The following is a 16,337-nucleotide window of genomic DNA, read 5'->3' on the forward strand; positions in this document are numbered from 1 at the left end:
CACCGGCCGAGGGGGGAACACCGGATATGGCCACGCCCATCGTCACCGCACTGGCGGTGTATGAAGCCGGCAAGAAGGCGTACGAGGCATACCAGGGCATCGTCGCCTTCGTCAGCCTCGGTAGTTCCGCCGATGTCCAGTCCGCCGATGTCCAGCCGGGCGATGTCCAGTCCGGCTGACGCGCCCGGGGTCTCGCCGGGCGTCAGCCCCGGTCGCGTCAGCTTCGGTCGCCGAGGCCCGTGGCGTCGGGGCTCCGGTACGCCGTGGGCGGTTGGCCGAGGAGCTTCTTGAACGCGGCCGTGTAGGCGGCGGGGTTGTCGTAGCCGAGCTGGGCCGCGATGCGGGTGACGGGCAGGCCCGCGGCGAGATGCTGAAGGGAGTGCAGGACGCAGGCGCGCTGCCGCCACTGCGAGAAGCTCAGACCGGTGCCGCGCTGGAACAGGCGGGCGAGGGTGCGTTCGCTGATGTTGAGGGCAGCGCACCACCGGGCGGGCGGGTCATGGATGTCCGGCTTCCGCAGGAACGCCTCGCACAGGCCGCGCAGCCGCCGATCGGAGGGCAGCGGCACATCGAGCGGCAGCGGGGTGAGGTTCTTGAGCTCGTGGAGGATGAGGGCCGCCACCGCCGCGTCACGGCTGTGCTCCGGGTAGCGCGGCTCCATCTCGACGGCCTCCAGGATCAGCGCCCGCAGCAGCACGGAGACATCGACGGCCTGACACCGGGCGGGAAACCACGGAACGGCGGCGGGCTCGATGTAGAGGCTGCGGGTGCTGATGCCCGTCATCGTGACCTGATGCCCGGTCATGGACGGGATCAGCACGGCGCGGGCGGTGGGTATCGTCCAGCTGCCGTCCGCCGTCTCGACCCGCATCACACCGGTGGCCGCGTACAGCACCTGGGCGCGGCGGTGCTCATGCCAGACGAGCAGATGGTCCTGGGGGTAATCGGTGCCGATGGCCAGCACGGCACGATCGAGGTCGTCCACCTCCGCGACCCGGATGTTGCGCATATCGCGAGGCTACGCGGGACCGTCCGTCCCTGTCTGCTGCGCGTAGGAACATGGCAATCCGTCGATTGCCCGCCACGCCTGCCGGTCAATAGCGTCTGACCAGTGCTGACCTCGTTCTCCACTCTTCTCTTCCTCGGGTGCCTGACCGGCATCACGACGGTGCTCTTCGGCTTCGGCGGCGGTTTCATCACGGTCCCCGTCGTCTACGGCGTCCTGACCGTGACGGCGGCTCCCGGAAAGGACGCGGACGCCATGCACATCGCCGTGGCCACCTCGGCGGCGGTCATGGTCGTCAATGCCGCGGCGGCGGCGCTGGCCCAGTGGCGGCAGGGCCGACTGCGCCGCGCCTACGTCTGGCCGCTGGCGGCGTTCATCGCGGTCGGCGCCGTCGCCGGATCCTTCGCGGCCACCTTGATCGGCGGCACGGCGCTGCGCCTGCTGTTCGCCGCCTATCTGCTGGTGACGATCGCCGACAGTCTGCTGAGGAAGGGCTTCCTCTCCGTGGCGCACCACACCCGTCCGGAGCTCCTGGGGCGGCGCACCACCACCCTCGGCGGCGTAGGCATCGGCCTGGTGGCCGCGGGCCTGGGGGTGGGCGGCAGCGTCATGACGGTTCCGTTGCTGCGCCGCCGGGGTCTTCCCATGGCCGAGGCGACCGCCATGGCCAACCCCCTCAGCGTCCCCGTCGCCTTGGCCGGAACCCTCGTCTACGCCCTCGCCCCCGCCACATCCGCCGGCCCGGGACAGCTTGGCTACGTCGATCTCACCGCGGGCGCCGCCCTGCTCATCGGATCCCTGCCCACTATCGCCGTGGCGAGGCGCGTCACCGGCCGGGTCCCGGACCGGGTCCACTCCGTCGCCTACGTCGTCCTCCTCCTGATCGTGCTGGTCGTGATGGTGGCCATCGGAGTCTGACGCGCCCGATGCGCCGGTCTCCCGGACAGGTCTCGTCGGGGTGAGGCGCGGCGACTCAGCCCGCGTTCTGCGCGCCGAACCGCAGGCCGTCGAAGAGGATCGCCGTGATCTGCACGGCCTCGTCCTGCCAGCCCTCCGTGGTGTGCATGCCGCAGATGCCCCCAGAGCGCGCAGCAGTGTGCGTCCGCTGACGCCGCCACGGATGGTGCCGGCCGCTGTGCCCGCTTCGAGCAGCTGAGTGAGGGCCTGTGCCATCCGCGTGCGGGCGTCATCGAAGATCGGTGAGTCCGTCGCCATGATGCTCTCCAGCGCGACGGCCATTCCCTTGCCCACGGCGGCGTGGTCCACGAGCAGCAGCAGGAAGTGGCGCAGGGCCTCGTCCGGGGCATGCAGGTCAAGGAGCTCCGCGGGTGCGGCGCACAGCTCGTCGACCTCCTGGCGGTAGACCTCCTCGATGAGGGCTTCGCGTGTCTCGAAGTGGCGGTAGAGCGTCCCGACCGCCACTCCGGCCCGCCGGGCGATCTCCTCCACGTGGGCGTCGGCCTCGCCGGTGAGGAACGCCTCCCGCGCCGTGGCCAGCAACGCCTCGCGGTTGCGGCGCGCATCGGCGCGCATCGGACGTGACGACGGCAACAGTGCCTCCGTAAAGTGAGTCGGGTTCCGCTTATGTATAGTTTCCGGAGTCGGGTTCACCTTACTGGAGGGGCACTCCCATGACAGTTCCGGATGAGGAGCTCAGCGGCCTTCGTGTGCTGGTCACCGGCGGCAGCCGTGGTCTGGGCGAGGCCACCGCCCGTCGATTCGCCGCCGCGGGCGCGACGGTGCTGACCGCCTCGCGCAGCGCGCCTCCGGAGGATCTGCCGGCCACTTTCATCCCCGCGGACCTCGCCACGGATCAAGGCGCGGCGGAGCTCGGCCGACGGGTCATCGACAGCGTGGGCGGGGTGGATGTGCTGGTCAACAACGCGGCCGCCGCGAGCGCGCCGATGCCGACCCTGAAGCGGTCCGACGCGTCGTGGCGTGCGGACCTCGAGATGAACCTGCTCAGTGCCGTCCGGCTCGACCGGGCCCTGGTTCCCGGGATGGTTGAGCGGGGTTCCGGCGTCGTCGTGCACGTCTCGTCGATCGCGAGCCGTCTGCCGCAGCGCACGGAGGCGTCCTACGCGGCGGCCAAGGCGGCGCTCAACGCCTACAGCCGCGAGCTGGCGACCGAAGTGGGAGAGCACGGAGTGCGGGTGGTGTGTGTGCTGCCGGGCTTTGTGGCCACCGAGGGCGCCGTCCAGCACCTCCAGCACATCGCCGACCGGCAGGGCGTCGGCGTGGCGGAGGTCCAGCAGCAGATCGTGGATCACCTCAAGGTGCCGATGGGCCGGCCCGGCGATCCCGAGGACGTGGCGGAGATGATCGCCTTCCTCGCATCCGGCCGCGCGAAGTGGCTCACGGGAGCCCAGTTCCGGGTCGACGGCGGCATCATCCCCGTGGCGTAGGCCCAGGGCCGGGCCCGCCCGTCGTCTTCCCTTACGCCGGATCCCTGACCGGCCGTTCGGGCAGTGGCCTGAACGCCCGGTCAGGGAGTGTTACCCGCCACGCCGATCCGGCGGGTCCTCAGCGCGTGCCGTTCCCCGGGTCCTTGTCACAGACCGTGTTCCGCGCGGGCAGTTCGCCGGTTCGCAGATAGTCGTTGACCTGGCGGTAGACGCATCGGTTCGGGTAGACGGTGTAGACGCCGTGCACCTGTGCCCTCAGGGTGATCAGCCGGGAGTTCGGCATCTTCCGGTGGAGACCCTGCCCGTTGCCATAACTGGTGCGCGGGTCGCCGGTGGCCTGGACGATCAGGCCCGGTGCGTCGTTGCCACCGGTCACGGGCGGCTCCAGCGGTGTGTTGGGCCAGAGCGCACACGGGTGCACGCCGTTGAACAGCGGTCCGTACACCGGCATCGTCGCCCGGCTGCGTTCGACGTTGCGCCGGTACCAGGACAGGTCCCGTGGCGCGGCGCGGTCCCCGCACAGCAGGGCGAGCTGGAGGGAGTTCTGGATGTCCGAGGTGTCGTCCGGAGGGCCGAGCGCGGCGCGCAGTTCCTCGGTCGGCTCGACGGTGCGACCCCGGGCCGCGTCGTGGAGCACCCGGATGTTCTTCGCCGCGCGGGCGAACTCCCGGTCGTCGGCCATCACATCCGCCAGTACGGCCGGCACCTGCTGGCCGTCGGCGGTGTACGGGCCCACTCGCAGAGGTGTGCGGGCCGCCTGCCGGGCGATCCCCTCGACGGTCGCCCGGACCTTCGCCGGAGTGTCGCCGAACCCGTAGAGGGTGTGGCGGCGGGCGGCCCACGCCGCCCAGGTGTCGAGGAACGCCTCGTTCGCCGCCGCCGCGTCGCGGAACGCCCGGACGTTCCACCGGGCCGGGTCGATCGCGCTGTCCAGCAGCAGCCGGTCGGTACGGCCCGGGAACATCGCCGCGTAGGCGGCCCCGAGGTAGGTGCCGTACGAGATCCCGAAGTACGAGGTCTTCCGCTCACCCAGGACCGCCCGGAGCACATCCATGTCCCGCGCGGTGTTACGGGTGGTGAAGTGCCGCAGATACGACATGCCCTTCCCGTACACACGTTGGCAGCTCTTCACCAGGTCCGCTTCGTACCGGGCCTGGGCCCGGAACCCCGTGTCGTCGTATCCGGCCGAGCGCAGCCAGTGGCCGGCGGTGCCGCAGCGCAGCGGGCTGCTGCGGACCACACCGCGTGGGTCCATGCCGATCAGGTCGTAGCGGGCGGCCAGTCGCCTGCCCATGGCGGGCGCGTCGTACAGCGGCATGTCGAGGGTGTTCCCGCCGGGGCCACCGGAGTTGTGCATCATCACCCCGATGCGGTGCGCGGTGTCGGTGGCCTTGATGCGGGAGAAGCCGATGGTCAGGGTGGCTCCCTGAGGGTTCCGGTAGTCCAGCGGCACACGGATGGTGGCGCAGCGGGCACCGGCCGCGTCCAGCTCCTTGTGGTCGCACGCCGTCCAGTGGGGGCGCTGTTCGACGAAGGGGCGAAGCGAGTCGGGCCCATCCGCCTCGGTCGTCGCGTGGTTCACGCTCGGTGCGGCGGTGGCCTGGGCGAGGGTGGGGCTCCCGGTGAAGGCCAGCGCCGCGGCCCAGTGTGGTGATGGCGGCGGTGCGCGTGATGCGTGGGTTCATGACGGAGAGCCGCCCTTCGTCCGCGTTTCGCTCTGGTGCTTTTCCGTCTGGTGCGTTCCCGTCTGGTGCACTATCGACTGGTGCGCTTTCGTCCGGTGGTCCCTGCGGGGGACGGCCTGGAAGATCCGGTCGACGTTGTCGACGACGGCTTGCGATCCCTCGGGGTTCGGGGAGATCTCGTTGACCGCGACGAGCACCGCCCGGCCGTCCTCCGTGACGCCGCCGCGGGTGCGCGTTCCCTCGACGGTGCCACCGTGACCCCAGTACCAGCCGCCCCCGGCATTCCCGCTGATCGGGTACCGGGCCAGCCCGAGGCGGTACTCGACGCCCCGGGCGAGGTCGCGCGGCACGGTCGCCCGCATCTGCGCGAGCGCCCCGGGCGGCAGCAACTCACCGGCCAACTGGGCCGAGAAATACGCGGTGAGATGTTGCCCCGCGGAGACGAGCGCCCCTGCCGCGCCCAGCACGGAGGCGTTGACGAAGTCGACTTCGCGGAGGAAACCGCGCCGGGTGGCGGACAGCGGCGCGGGAGGCGATAACGCGGAGGGCAGGATGGTGTTCCTGAGTGTTCTGTGAGGTTTCGCCATGCCTCAGCACACTCCCGTTTCCCCGACGGTCCCGACAATCCGGCCCGCCCCAGGGAGGCAACGGGGGATAGCCCCCCGGGGGAGTGCGCCGGGCCCGGTGGCCAGGAGCCCCGTTTCAGGGGCGCGGACGACCGCCCCCGCACACGCCGGGTGGGTCACATGAGTTTGTCATCGATGTCGAGCGAGCCGACGATCGACCGCAAGCTCGCGATGAGCGCCGCGATGGAACCGTCGCGAGCCTCGGCGTGGCTGATCGCGCAGATCCGGACACGGTCGGAGGCGTCGGCGATCGGCCGGAAGACGACCGTGGACAGGGGATTGGTGAACGCGATCGGCCCGGGGTGGACCCCCACGTGTCCGCGCGTGGCCACGTGCACGGCAAGCTCGTCGTAGCGCCCCACCTCCTCGATGTGAGTACGGGGAATACCGGCCCGGATGATGTCCGCCTGCAGCCGGCTCTCGAGGTAGGGGTTGTCGCCACGCGGGGTGATCAGGATCTGACGGGTGCGGAGGTCGGTGAGCGCCACCTCGCGGCGGCTCGCCAGCGGGTCCGCCGCCTGCACCACGGCGACCAGCGGGAACTCGCCGAGCACGGCACTGGCGATCCCGGGTTGCTCGGGGACCGACCAGCACAGGCCCACGTCCACCTCGCCGTTCGCCACGGCGGCCAGTTGCTCGGGGGTGTGCATGGGGACCGGACGCCACCGGCCCCGGGCCTCGTCGTCGGCGGCGGTGGCGCCGGGCCAGGCGTCGACCAGTCCGGGCAGGATCAGCTGTCCCAGCTCCGGGGTGTGGGCGACGACGAGGTCACGATGGCGCGCCGAGCGCAGGCGGGCGGTCCGGTGGGCCTGGTGCAACGCCTCGATGGGCCCCCGGATCGCGGCCGCGAACTCGGCGCCGAAGGGGGTCAGTTGCACCCGCCGACTCGTACGCTCGACGAGCCGGCTGCCGAGGCTGCGTTCCAGACTGGCGACGGCCTCGCTGACACTGGGCGGGGCCAGTCGCAGACGGTCGGCGGCGCGCCGGAAGTGGAGTTCGTCCGCGACAGCGAGGAAGCACTCCATCTGGCGTAGGTTCACTGCCGTCCTCCCGTCACTCCGCAGGGTGCGAACTCCATAGTGTTCGCACCGCGACGAGCAGCCAGACTCTTCTACCACATCGTTCGGTTTTGCCGAACGATGGCTTCGGCAACCCGCAGTTGATCAGTTCCTCGTGTCGGTCCGAGTATGGCGTCATATCCGATTACCGCGACCGGGATCGATGACCCCGTCGCGGCGTCGTAGCCCCAGGGAGACAGTGTGACCGAGACCGGTGGGCCGCGGCCGCGACGGGCCTGGATCGCGCGGCTGGGCCCGCGGGGTGAGGTCGACGTGGACCGAGCGGCGAGCCCGTACGCGGTCGTCGAGGACGCCGTCGCGCGAGTCGGCGCGGACCCCGTGCGCTGGGCGATCGAGCTGAATTCCGTGGTCGTGCGGCGGATCGTGGACGAGGTACCGGCCCTCGGCGGGAGCCCGGCCGCGGTCGAGCTGCTCCGCCGAGGCAATGAAGCGACCACCTTGCGGGCGCTGTTCACCCTGGTGGAAGGCTCGGCAGCCGCCCCGCCCACCGATGAGGCGATCCTGGAGGGCATCCGCGAGTTCGTCCATCGGGCCGTGCCGCTCGAGCGGGTGTTGCACGGCGTCCGGGTCGGGCATGCGGCAACGACCGAGGCGTTCCTGCGGGCCTGTGCCGAGTTGGTCGACCCGGAGGTGGCGGTCGATGAGGTCACGGCGATCTCCCGGGAACTGTTCTCCTACGTCGATGACCTCTCCGACACCATGATCCGCGCCTACCTCGTGGAGCACGAGGTGTGGAGCACCAGCGCGGCCGCGGCACGGGCCGACATCGTGCGCTCCCTGCTGAGCGATGCCACGACGACCGATATCGGCGAGGCGTCGCGTGTGCTCGGCTACGACCTGCGGCGCACCCACGAGGCGGTGGTGGTGTGGTCGGACACGTCGAACGGCAGCTCTACGCTGCAGGCGGCGGCCACCGAGGCGCTCCGGGCCCGGGGCGCCACCACGACGCTGGTCATTCCCGTGGCCTCAGGGCGGTTGTGGGCGTGGGGCACGGTGCCCTCGGACGGCACGCGCCGCCCCGGTTCGTGGGAGAGCATCGCGGACGCACTGTCCCGGCAGCAGACGCAGGCGGCCTTCGGGGCCCCGGGCGGCGGTGTCGAGGGCTTCCGCCGCTCCCACCGCGAGGCCCTGCGCGGGGAGCGGGTCGAGCGATTGCGGCGCGAGGCCGGGCGGATGCCGCGGCATGCGACCGCCTACGCCGACGTGGCCGCCATCGCGCTGTTGGCCACCGATCTCGACGCGGCCGGAGACTTCGTACGACGTGAACTCGGCGGGCTCGCCACCCGCAGCGCGTCGATGGAGGCGCTGCGGACCACGCTGTACCACTACATCGGCGCCGAGCGCAGCCTCGTGGATGTCGCCCGACGTCTGCACGTGGCCAGGGGAACCGTGACCTACCGCGTGAAGCGGGCCCAAGAGGTGCTGGGACACGGCCTCGACGACCGCCTCTTCACCCTCCACACCGCACTGGCACTCGCCGAGGAACTGGGGGACGCGGTCCTCCTGCCCCGCGACGTCGCAGAGCGGTGAGCCCGGAGTGGCCGGTCGCGGCCGGGACCGGTGTGGCAGACCAACAGACTCGTGCGGCAGACCAACGGACCGGTGCGGCACATCAACGGACCCGTGTGGCAGGCCAACGGACCGGTGCGGCACATCAACAGACCGGTGTGGCGGACCGACAGACCGGTGTGGCAGCTCAACGGGCGGCCGGAATCCTGACCCGCCAGACCAAGCGCCCGCCCGAGAGCCGGAGTTCACTGTGTGATGTCGGACGCGAGGCCACACAACACCACGCATCCCGACAGACCAACCCATGCCCACGGGAGGCGCACGATGATCAACCGAGAGACCTTTGTCGAGCTGATGAGCGGGGTGTGCTCGCCGGTCACCGTGGTGACGGCGACGACCCCCGACGGGCGACCGCACGGCACCACCGTGTCGAGTCTGGCCTCGCTCTCGCTCGACCCTCCGCTGGTGAGCTTCGCCCTGGACCGCGCCTCGCGGCTGCTGCCCCACCTCCAGCCGGGGGACCGGGTGGGAGTGAACATCCTCGGCGCCCACCAGCGGGAACTGGCATCGACGTTCGCCCGCCGGAGTGGATCGGGCTCGAAGTTCGACGGCGTCAGCTGGACCCTCCGCGCCGGACTGCCCTACCTGCCCGAGTCCGCAGGCTGGACGGCGGGACGCGTCGAACGCCACGTGGGCGGCGGTGACCACATCCTGCTCGTCGTCGGTGTCGAGGAGGCCGAGCCGACCCCCGCGGCCCCCCTGACCTACGCGCGCCGGGTCTTCGGCACCCACACCCCTCTCGCCGTCGCGAGCTGACCCGTACCCCACCTGATCTTCGACACCGAAATGACGACGATGACCATCACCCTGGACATTCCCCGCACCACCGATCCCGCGCGCGCCCTGCGGTCCGAACTCGTCGAGCGCGCCGCCACCCTCGGACCGCTCATCGCAGCGGGCGCCGATCGGACCGACCGCGAACGCATGGTTCCCGCCGAGAACATCGCCGCCCTGGCCGAGGCCGGTCTGCTCTCGCTGATGCAACCCGCCCGTTACGGCGGGCTGCAGACCGACTACCGCACCCTGCTGGAGGTCAGCCGCGAGGTCGGGCGGGCCTGTGGCTCCACCGCCTGGCTGACCTCACTGCTCAACGCCAACGCGTGGTTCGTCGGGCTCTTCCCGGCCCGGGCCCAGGACGACGTATGGGCCCACACCCCCCACGCCCGAGTCGCCGGCGTCGTGACCCCCTCGGGCACCGCGCGCGTGGTCGAGGGCGGGTACCGGGTGAGCGGGCGCTGGGCGCCCGCATCCGGGTGCGCCCACGCCGACTGGGCGGTCCTCGGGGTCACCCGGCCGGACGCCGAGGGCACGCCGGACGCCGTCGGCATCGTGCTCGCGCCGATGTCGGAGCTGACCATCGAGGACACCTGGTTCGTGGCGGGCATGCGCGGAACCGCGTCGAACACGCTCGTCGGCGAGGACCTCTTCGTACCCGCACACCGCTTCCACTCCGTCCCCGACGCCGTCGAGGGCCGCTATGCCACACCCTTCACCGACGAGGCGCTCTACCGGGCACCGTTCGTGCCGACCGCCGCGCTCGTGTTGACCGGGCCCCAGCTCGGACTGGCCGCGGCCGCTGTCGATCTCCTGCTGGAGAAGGCCCCGCGACGAGCGCTGACCCTGACGAGCTACGCCTCCCAGGCCGAGGCACCCACCATCCAACTCGCCGCCGCGAAGGCGGCCTCGCTCGCCGACTCCGCCCAGCTGCACGCCTACCGCGCGGCCGCCGACATCGACGAGGCCGCACGGGCCGGGGCGTTCCCCGATTACGATGCCCGGGCACGGATGCGGATGGACGCGGGAATGGCGGCGGTCCACGCGCGGGAGGCGGTCCGCATCGTGTGCTCGGCCCAGGGGGCTTCGAGCTTCGGCGAGTCCAACCCGCTGCAGCGCATCTGGCGCGACATCGAGACCGGGAGCCGGCACGCCGTCCTCAACCCCGAAGTGGCCGCGGAGATCTACGGGAAGTCGCTGTTCGGCATCCGGGGCACGGTGTCCGTGATGGTGTAGGACGACGCTGGCCGATCCTGGTGACGATGGCGCTGGTGGTGGAGGGCGGCAGCGATGAGGACGAGCTGGCCAACGCCGCTCTGGCACGAGGGGCGAGGTCAACCGGATCCGTGACCTCCGTGGTGAAGCCGGTAGTGCTGGGCGAGGAGGTCACGCCCGTAGTCGTTGCCGTTGGGCGCCCGCACGATGGTGTGGACGTGGTAGCGGGCTGGCTCGGGATTGGTGAGGAAGACACCGGGATGGTTGTCGTACTCGACCAGGAGCACGGGGGAGTGGATCCGGTAGTAGAAGGCGCACTCGTCGTCGTGGCCGCCACGCCAGGCGAACCGCGTCTCGTCGAAGTGTTCACGGACGAGCGCCAAGGTGCGCTCGGCCTGTGGCGGTGGCAGGCGGTCGAGATAGACCCGGATCAGCTCCACCAGACCGTCACGCTGGTCGGCCGGCAGGCTCGCCGCGACGATCCCCTCGGGAGGCAGAATGAGGTTGTCACTGCCCGCGCCGGCGAGATGCCGTCCGTTCCACGGGCCGGCGAGTTCGGGCGGAAGGGCCTCCGCGCGCAGCGACGGCCCCATCAGGAACTCCTCCTGGCGGTTGGTGTCCAGCGTGCGGCGGAACGCCAGGGCGACCTCGGTCTCGTCGCCCAGGGCGTGGACGCCCTCGAACCGCCCCGTCCCGGTCGTCGGCTCGGCACCGAGAAACACCGGGGCGAGCATCACCTGCCCTCCGACGAAGACGCAGTGCAGATCCACGTGATGGCCCATCAGTTGCCATCCCCATGGGGCGTCGCCCGAAGGGGTCCCGAAGACGGTGAACCAGTAGGCGAACTCCGTGAGGGTGTCCCGGTAGTCGTCGATGAGCTCGCCCAGGTTCTCGTTGAGCGCCATCACCGCTCGCACCTGGGCGTAGCCGACAGGGCTGAGACTGGCCTCGATGACGGCGAGTGCGCGGTCGCGGTCGCCGGTGGCGAGCCGTTCCAGCCGCATGCCCTTCGGGTGCCATGTCGGGATCGCGTTCGTCCACAGCCGCCACTCCGGGGCGTCCATGGGCAGGGCGGCGACCACCCTCTGGTGGGGCGCCAGCCCGTCGAGGTAGGCCCGGGCCGCCACGACGGCGGCCTTCGGGGATGTCCCCGCGTCATTCAGCCGGTAGAGGCCCGGGCGCGGGGTGCCGTCCTCGGTGATGCCGACGAAGGGCTCGCGGTGGCGGCGTAGACCGGCGGTCAGCTCGAAGGCTGCCTCCGGGGGGAGCAGATCGTCGAAGAGGTGGGAGTCGACGATGGGCAGGTTGCCCCGGTTGGTCGGCAGGGGAAAGTCTTCCGGATGTCGCTGGTGGGACATCGGGCTCCTTACTCGGTGGAAACGGCGAGGAGGTCTTATTCCGTGGGAAGGGCGAGGGGGTCTTATTCGGTGGGGACGGCGAGGGGGTCTTATTCGGTAGGGACGGCGAGGACGTCGCCCGGCATGAGGAAGCGGTTCTCGATCCGCCGGGAGGCGATGAGCCATCCGCGAGCTTCGCCACCCGCTCCGCCGACCCGGACGAAGCGGTCGTGCACGTCGGCGACCAGCACCGGAACGGTCGTCGGTACGGGTGGCGTTCCGTCCTGCGCGTAGAGCACCAGGGCGGACACGGCCTCGACGCGATCGCTCTCGTGCCGCAGGACATGGAAGTTGGACATCAGATGACGCGACACCCGCGGTCCCCGTGCGGTGCGGTCGCGGTACACGCCGTTGATCTCGTCGGTGCCGCGGAAGGTCCGGCGCGAGAACGTCAGCTCGGCGTCGGCGGTGAAGTAACCGGCGGCCGCCGAGCCGTCGCCGTGATCGATCTCGTACCACAGCGCCGTCACCAGCATGGACAGTTCGGTGTGCAGGAGGGCTAGGGTCATCGGCCCGCTCCCGGCGCGGCCGTACGTGCACCGCGGACCAGCGCGTGTGCGCCCTGGCGCAGCATCGTGGTGTCGGCCCCCAGGACGAGGAAGTCGTACCCACGGCGATCCAGCAATTCCGACGCGTTGCCGGAGGCCGTGGTGCCGAGTGTGATGCGGTGGTCGGCGCAGCGTCGTTCGGCCGCCGCGACGAGTTCTGCCGGCCTGCCGTCACCCTCGGGGAACTGGCCGGAGACCGCGAGATCGGTCGGGCCGATGAAGACCGCGTCGACACCGGAGACCTCACCGATCTCGACGATCGCCGAGAGGGCTCCGGCACTCTCGGCCTGGACCACGAGACGGACCTCGTCGTTGCCGGACCGCACATAGTCACCGAGGGCTTCGAGCCCCCATCGGCCGGCTCGTCCGGAGGTGCTGGCCCCGCGCCGTCCGAGCGGAGGGAACCGTGTCGCCCGTACGGCGTCCCGCGCCCGGGTGGCGTCGTCGACCTGCGGGACGAACAGTCCGGCCGCACCCGCGTCGAGCGGGACCTGGACATCGCGTGGCGCGGTGCCGGCCACCCGGACGAAGGGCGCGAGCCCGCAGCCACGGGCCAGCCCGATCATGGTCGATGTCGTGCGGGTGTCGATCGCGCCGTGCTCGGCGTCGATCACCACGAAGTCGAACCCGGCGAGTGCGAGCAGCTCGACGCTCTCCGGTGCGGGGAGCTTCACCCAGGCTCCGAGCCGGGGAAACGCATCGCCCGTCACCGCCGGATCCCCTGGTATCCGGCGGCGTTGAGCACCCAGCCCCGCGCGAGGAAGTCCTCGCGCGGTGGCGCGAACACGTCGATGAGCGTGTGCGGGCCCGCGCCCACGGCGCGGGTGGTGTGCACGACGGTCGGCGGGATCAGTGTCATCGAGGGACTGCCGACCTGGACGTGCTCATCGTCGCGCCACTCACTCATCCGGGGGGTCCACGGGACCCGGAGGTGGTGGGCGTAGTCCCCGACGAGGGTCACCGACATCTGCTCGAAGTCCTCGTGGGAGTGCGGTGAGAGCCGTTCGGTGTCGCGTGGCCCCTCGTGCACCGGAAACCAGTTCACCATCAGCGACGCCGTCCGGAAGATCCGGCCGAGCCGTCCCTCCTCGTCGGGGATGTCCCGCAGGCGATGTATCCGGATCCCGTCGCCGCCGGTCTCGGTGGGCTCCGGCAGCGGTGCGGCTCGCGGGTCGGCCCCGGCAGCATGGTTGACGGCCCGCCTCATCTGCTCGTCGCAGCGGGCGGTGAACACCCGCGCCACCGTGGTCGACGCCGCCGCATGCACCGTGCTCGTGCCGGCCGGTACGACGACGAGTGCGGGCTCGGACACGGAGGCAGAGGCCCGGCCGTCATGCTCCACGCTCACCACCGCGTCGTCCTGGACGAGCAGCATGTATTCGTCGGGCAGATGGTGCTCGGTGAGGCGGTCACCCGCCTCGAGCTCGGTGATCGCTACCACGAAGTTGCGGCCGCACACCGACCACGTACGGCTGCCACCGGCGGAGATCAGGTCCGGATCACGCTCCGAGATCTCGTCGACGAGGGAAGTTCCAACGATTGCGGCGATGGTCATCGGGCCTCTCCTGGGGAACCGCTCGGATGCCATCAGCTTCCTGCCGGCCCTGTGGCGGAACAATCGCGAGTTTCCGAGCGCACCGATCGGCTGAGCCGAACCATCCATGGAACGACGGCGTCGGAACGACAGCGTCAGGGCGTCGGACGAGGCTCACCCTCCTTCGACTTCTTGGCGCACGGTGGCGGCGATGCGGGTGAGCGCGGCGCTGAGGTGGCGGCGTTGAGCGGCGCTGAGCGGATCGAAGACGAGCCGCTTCACCTGCGCGACGTGTTCCGGTGCGCTCGCCACGACCTTCTGCCGACCGGTGTCGGTCAGTGTGGCGAGGGTGTACCGGCCGTCGGTGGGGTCGGGTCGGCGAACGACCCAGTCGCGGGATTCAAAGCGGTCCATCACCTTCGACAGGCGAGGCTGTGTGCTGTCGCAGTCCCGGGCCAGGTCGCTGAGTCGCATGGTGGCCTCGTCGGACATGGACAGCCGGGCCAGCACGCCGTACTCGAAGTTGGAGATGCCAGCATCGCGTTGTAGCTGACGGTCGAGGGCCGCCGGAAGTGCGATGACGACGGTGAGCAGGGCCTGCCACAGCTCTTGCTGATCGTCGTCGAGCCAGGGTGATGAGGTGTCCATACCCCACATCCTACTTGCCTGGGCAACTCAGATGACTTGCCCAGGCAACTCAATCGGGGTTACGTTTGACTTGCCTGGGCAAGTCAACGGACGACTTCGGAACCGGTGACGGCTGGCTTTCCCTGAACTCGCCGCCGAGACCGCGGCATTCGACGAATGGGCCGTGGACGCTCTCGTCCAACACCGGCACACCGACACACCGACACACCGACACACACAAGAGGAAATGCCATGAAGGCAGTGCGTTACCACGACTTCGGCAGCAGCGAGGTCCTGCGCTATGAGGACATCGAGCGTCCGGTCCCCGCCGCCGGGCAGGTGCTGGTGCGGGTGGCGGCCACGTCGTTCAATCCGGTCGATGACCACATCCGCGCCGGAGCCCTGAACGCGATGCTCCCCATCGCACTCCCGCACGTGCCCGGGATCGACCTGGCGGGCACGGTCGCCGAACTCGGCGCGGAGGTGTCGGGCGTGGAGGTGGGCGACCGGATCGTGGCCATGCTGCCCCTCGACGCCGTGGGCGCGGCCGCCGAGTATGTGCTCGCCCCGGCCGAGGCCCTGGTCGCGGCACCCCGGTCGATCGACCTGGCCGACGCCGCGGCGCTGCCCCTGACCGGCCTGTCGGCCTGGCAGGTGTTGTTCGAGCTCGCCGAACTGAAGCCCGGGCAGACCGTCCTGGTCAACGGGGCAGGGGGCGCGGTGGGCAGTCTCGCGGTCCAGATCGCCGTGGACGCGGGAGCGCAGGTGACGGCGGCCGCCGGCCCGCGGCACGCCGAGCGCCTTCAGAGCTACGGCGCCCGGGTCGTCGACCGCCTCGATCTCGCCGCCGGCCCCGCCGCGGTCGGTGGTCCCTTCGAGGTTCTGCTGAACCATGTGCGCGGCACCGAGGACGAGGCCGCGCGGCTGTCGCGCTATGTCGCCGACGGCGGCGTGGCCGCCAGCACAGCGGGCCCGATACCGGAAGACCCCGCCCGCTCCGTACGCAGCGCCAGCCTGTGGGTCCGCGGCGACGCCACCCAGCTGACCGAGCTGGTGGCCAGGGTCGACGACGCTCGACTCCGCCTCCACATCGCCGACCGCCGCCCGGTGGCCGAGTCGCGTGCCGTGCATGACGACTCCGCCGCCGGGCGACTGCCCGGCAAGACCGTCCTGATCGCCCCCTGATGGCACCGGCCGGGACGCCCGCCGCTCGTTCTCCGTCCGACCGGTGTCCCGGCCCTCATGCCGACCTTTCCGAAATGACAGCCGCGCGGCCCGCGTTGGCGAGTGATAGCGCTGGAGGTCCCAGCTCATGGCGTGTTCCCCTCATCGCTTGATCAGCTTTGACGGCGCGCTCTAGCCTTGTCTTCCATGTTGAGGCTCGGAATCCCCGTAATCGGCGTCACGGACCTTCCCCGCGCGGTGGGCTTCTGGACGGAGGCTTTGGACCTGGTTGCCGCCGAGGAGTGGCAGAGCGAGACATGGCGCACGCTCAACCACGCCGACGGTTCCGGTCGGGCTCTCGGCCTGCTCCTCAGCGAGTCGCCGGCGGAGCCGCACCCTCGCGTTCACCTGGACCTCTTCACCGAGACGGCGGAGGAACAACAGGCTGAGGTCCGGCGGCTGATCGGTCTTGGAGCTCAGGCCGTCGACTGGGACCTCTACCCGCCCGAACCCGACTTCGTCGTCCTCGCCGACCCGGACGGCAATATCTTCTGCGTCGTCGACCTGAGCCATGCACCCAGTGGCGGCAGCAGCCTGCCGACCTCCTGACAGCCGACACGCCTTCGCCTCGACGTCCTTTAGCCCGTTGGCTGGCGGTAATCATTCGATTCCCCTTCCGATGCCTGCCGAATTTCCGTTGAGTTCGGC

Annotated in this window: 18 protein-coding genes and 1 pseudogene; 9 read left to right on the forward strand and 10 right to left on the reverse strand. The window is 70.7% G+C overall.

Going from position 1 to position 16,337, the window contains the following annotated elements; all coding sequences use genetic code 11:
• The first annotated feature begins 26 nt into the window (after positions 1-26).
• Positions 27-179, forward strand: a complete 153-nt coding sequence (locus tag BLV72_RS49020) for a hypothetical protein (protein ID WP_208905862.1) — start codon at positions 27-29, stop codon at positions 177-179.
• Positions 180-217: 38 nt separating this feature from the next.
• On the opposite strand, the gene BLV72_RS38510 is transcribed toward BLV72_RS49020, so the two are convergent.
• Entirely contained in the window at positions 218-1,009 is a 792-nt protein-coding gene (locus BLV72_RS38510) for an AraC family transcriptional regulator (protein ID WP_093468214.1), read from the reverse strand.
• A 102-nt stretch (positions 1,010-1,111) separates the two neighbouring features.
• Here BLV72_RS38510 and BLV72_RS38515 point away from each other — a divergent pair, with 102 nt between their 5' ends.
• A complete protein-coding gene (locus BLV72_RS38515) occupies positions 1,112-1,924 on the forward strand; it encodes a sulfite exporter TauE/SafE family protein (RefSeq protein ID WP_093468215.1) in 813 nt (270 codons plus the stop codon).
• Positions 1,925-1,979: 55 nt separating this feature from the next.
• Here BLV72_RS38515 and BLV72_RS38520 read toward each other — a convergent pair.
• Positions 1,980-2,557, reverse strand: a pseudogene (locus tag BLV72_RS38520) (TetR/AcrR family transcriptional regulator).
• A gap of 80 nt (positions 2,558-2,637) precedes the next feature.
• Between BLV72_RS38520 and BLV72_RS38525 the strand changes: the two are divergent.
• A complete protein-coding gene (locus BLV72_RS38525; protein WP_093468217.1) occupies positions 2,638-3,411 on the forward strand; it encodes an oxidoreductase in 774 nt (257 codons plus the stop codon).
• A gap of 118 nt (positions 3,412-3,529) precedes the next feature.
• Here the strand turns inward: BLV72_RS38525 and BLV72_RS38530 are convergent, their stop codons facing one another.
• From BLV72_RS38530 to BLV72_RS38540, 3 genes are all read right to left on the reverse strand, one after another.
• Positions 3,530-4,993 carry an alpha/beta hydrolase gene (locus BLV72_RS38530; RefSeq protein WP_093468218.1) on the reverse strand — a complete coding sequence of 488 codons (1,464 nt, stop codon included), beginning with the start codon at positions 4,991-4,993 and terminating at the stop codon, positions 3,530-3,532.
• Between the two features lie 99 nt (positions 4,994-5,092).
• Entirely contained in the window at positions 5,093-5,683 is a 591-nt protein-coding gene (locus tag BLV72_RS38535; RefSeq protein WP_093468220.1) for a hypothetical protein, read from the reverse strand.
• A 155-nt stretch (positions 5,684-5,838) separates the two neighbouring features.
• Positions 5,839-6,762, reverse strand: coding sequence for a LysR family transcriptional regulator (locus BLV72_RS38540; RefSeq protein ID WP_143059846.1), 924 nt, complete (start codon positions 6,760-6,762; stop codon positions 5,839-5,841).
• Between the two features lie 219 nt (positions 6,763-6,981).
• Here BLV72_RS38540 and BLV72_RS38545 point away from each other — a divergent pair, with 219 nt between their 5' ends.
• The 4 genes from BLV72_RS38545 to BLV72_RS38555 all read left to right on the forward strand — a co-directional run bounded on the left by BLV72_RS38545 (position 6,982) and on the right by BLV72_RS38555 (position 10,380).
• A complete protein-coding gene (locus tag BLV72_RS38545; protein ID WP_093468223.1) occupies positions 6,982-8,331 on the forward strand; it encodes a PucR family transcriptional regulator in 1,350 nt (449 codons plus the stop codon).
• Positions 8,332-8,382: 51 nt separating this feature from the next.
• Positions 8,383-8,520 (forward strand): hypothetical protein, encoded by a 138-nt coding sequence (locus tag BLV72_RS48410; protein ID WP_167746484.1) that lies wholly within the window; start codon positions 8,383-8,385, stop codon positions 8,518-8,520.
• A gap of 114 nt (positions 8,521-8,634) precedes the next feature.
• The gene (locus BLV72_RS38550) at positions 8,635-9,126 is read left to right on the forward strand and encodes a flavin reductase family protein (protein WP_093468224.1); all 492 of its coding nucleotides are present in this window, start codon (positions 8,635-8,637) and stop codon (positions 9,124-9,126) included.
• A gap of 30 nt (positions 9,127-9,156) precedes the next feature.
• A complete protein-coding gene (locus tag BLV72_RS38555; RefSeq protein ID WP_244321230.1) occupies positions 9,157-10,380 on the forward strand; it encodes an acyl-CoA dehydrogenase family protein in 1,224 nt (407 codons plus the stop codon).
• A 98-nt stretch (positions 10,381-10,478) separates the two neighbouring features.
• Here the strand turns inward: BLV72_RS38555 and BLV72_RS38560 are convergent, their stop codons facing one another.
• From BLV72_RS38560 to BLV72_RS38580, 5 genes are all read right to left on the reverse strand, one after another.
• Entirely contained in the window at positions 10,479-11,717 is a 1,239-nt protein-coding gene (locus tag BLV72_RS38560) for a DUF3500 domain-containing protein (RefSeq protein WP_167746485.1), read from the reverse strand.
• Between the two features lie 89 nt (positions 11,718-11,806).
• Positions 11,807-12,265, reverse strand: coding sequence for a nuclear transport factor 2 family protein (locus BLV72_RS38565; RefSeq protein ID WP_093468229.1), 459 nt, complete (start codon positions 12,263-12,265; stop codon positions 11,807-11,809).
• Positions 12,262-13,014: an HpcH/HpaI aldolase family protein gene (locus tag BLV72_RS38570; RefSeq protein ID WP_280143037.1), complete on the reverse strand. Its 753-nt coding sequence runs from the start codon at positions 13,012-13,014 to the stop codon at positions 12,262-12,264. The genes BLV72_RS38565 and BLV72_RS38570 overlap by 4 nt, the downstream gene beginning before the upstream one ends.
• Entirely contained in the window at positions 13,011-13,859 is an 849-nt protein-coding gene (locus tag BLV72_RS38575) for a cupin domain-containing protein (protein WP_093468232.1), read from the reverse strand. Before BLV72_RS38575 ends, BLV72_RS38570 begins: the two co-directional genes overlap by 4 nt.
• A gap of 153 nt (positions 13,860-14,012) precedes the next feature.
• Complete coding sequence (locus BLV72_RS38580) at positions 14,013-14,486, reverse strand: MarR family winged helix-turn-helix transcriptional regulator (protein ID WP_093468233.1); 474 nt, start codon at positions 14,484-14,486, stop codon at positions 14,013-14,015.
• A gap of 231 nt (positions 14,487-14,717) precedes the next feature.
• On the opposite strand from BLV72_RS38580, the gene BLV72_RS38585 reads away from it, so the two are divergent.
• Positions 14,718-15,650 (forward strand): NADP-dependent oxidoreductase, encoded by a 933-nt coding sequence (locus tag BLV72_RS38585; protein ID WP_093468235.1) that lies wholly within the window; start codon positions 14,718-14,720, stop codon positions 15,648-15,650.
• A gap of 186 nt (positions 15,651-15,836) precedes the next feature.
• The gene (locus tag BLV72_RS38590; RefSeq protein ID WP_093468236.1) at positions 15,837-16,238 is read left to right on the forward strand and encodes a VOC family protein; all 402 of its coding nucleotides are present in this window, start codon (positions 15,837-15,839) and stop codon (positions 16,236-16,238) included.
• Positions 16,239-16,337 lie beyond the last annotated feature (99 nt).

It is taken from the genome of Streptomyces melanosporofaciens (assembly GCF_900105695.1).
Lineage (GTDB): Bacteria > Actinomycetota > Actinomycetes > Streptomycetales > Streptomycetaceae > Streptomyces > Streptomyces antimycoticus.

Bases quoted from the DNA above. Each gene is read 5' to 3' on its own strand.
- BLV72_RS38525 (WP_093468217.1), top strand. From the start codon at position 2,638: ATGACAGTTCCGGATGAGGAGCTCAGCGGCCTTCGTGTGCTGGTCACC.
- BLV72_RS38510 (WP_093468214.1), bottom strand. From the start codon at position 1,009: ATGCGCAACATCCGGGTCGCGGAGGTGGACGACCTCGATCGTGCCGTG.
- BLV72_RS38580 (WP_093468233.1), bottom strand. From the start codon at position 14,486: ATGGACACCTCATCACCCTGGCTCGACGACGATCAGCAAGAGCTGTGG.
- BLV72_RS38585 (WP_093468235.1), top strand. From the start codon at position 14,718: ATGAAGGCAGTGCGTTACCACGACTTCGGCAGCAGCGAGGTCCTGCGC.
- BLV72_RS38590 (WP_093468236.1), top strand. From the start codon at position 15,837: ATGTTGAGGCTCGGAATCCCCGTAATCGGCGTCACGGACCTTCCCCGC.
- BLV72_RS38565 (WP_093468229.1), bottom strand. From the start codon at position 12,265: ATGACCCTAGCCCTCCTGCACACCGAACTGTCCATGCTGGTGACGGCG.
- BLV72_RS38575 (WP_093468232.1), bottom strand. From the start codon at position 13,859: ATGACCATCGCCGCAATCGTTGGAACTTCCCTCGTCGACGAGATCTCG.
- BLV72_RS38535 (WP_093468220.1), bottom strand. From the start codon at position 5,683: ATGGCGAAACCTCACAGAACACTCAGGAACACCATCCTGCCCTCCGCG.
- BLV72_RS38550 (WP_093468224.1), top strand. From the start codon at position 8,635: ATGATCAACCGAGAGACCTTTGTCGAGCTGATGAGCGGGGTGTGCTCG.
- BLV72_RS38555 (WP_244321230.1), top strand. From the start codon at position 9,157: ATGACGACGATGACCATCACCCTGGACATTCCCCGCACCACCGATCCC.
- BLV72_RS38560 (WP_167746485.1), bottom strand. From the start codon at position 11,717: ATGTCCCACCAGCGACATCCGGAAGACTTTCCCCTGCCGACCAACCGG.
- BLV72_RS49020 (WP_208905862.1), top strand. From the start codon at position 27: ATGGCCACGCCCATCGTCACCGCACTGGCGGTGTATGAAGCCGGCAAG.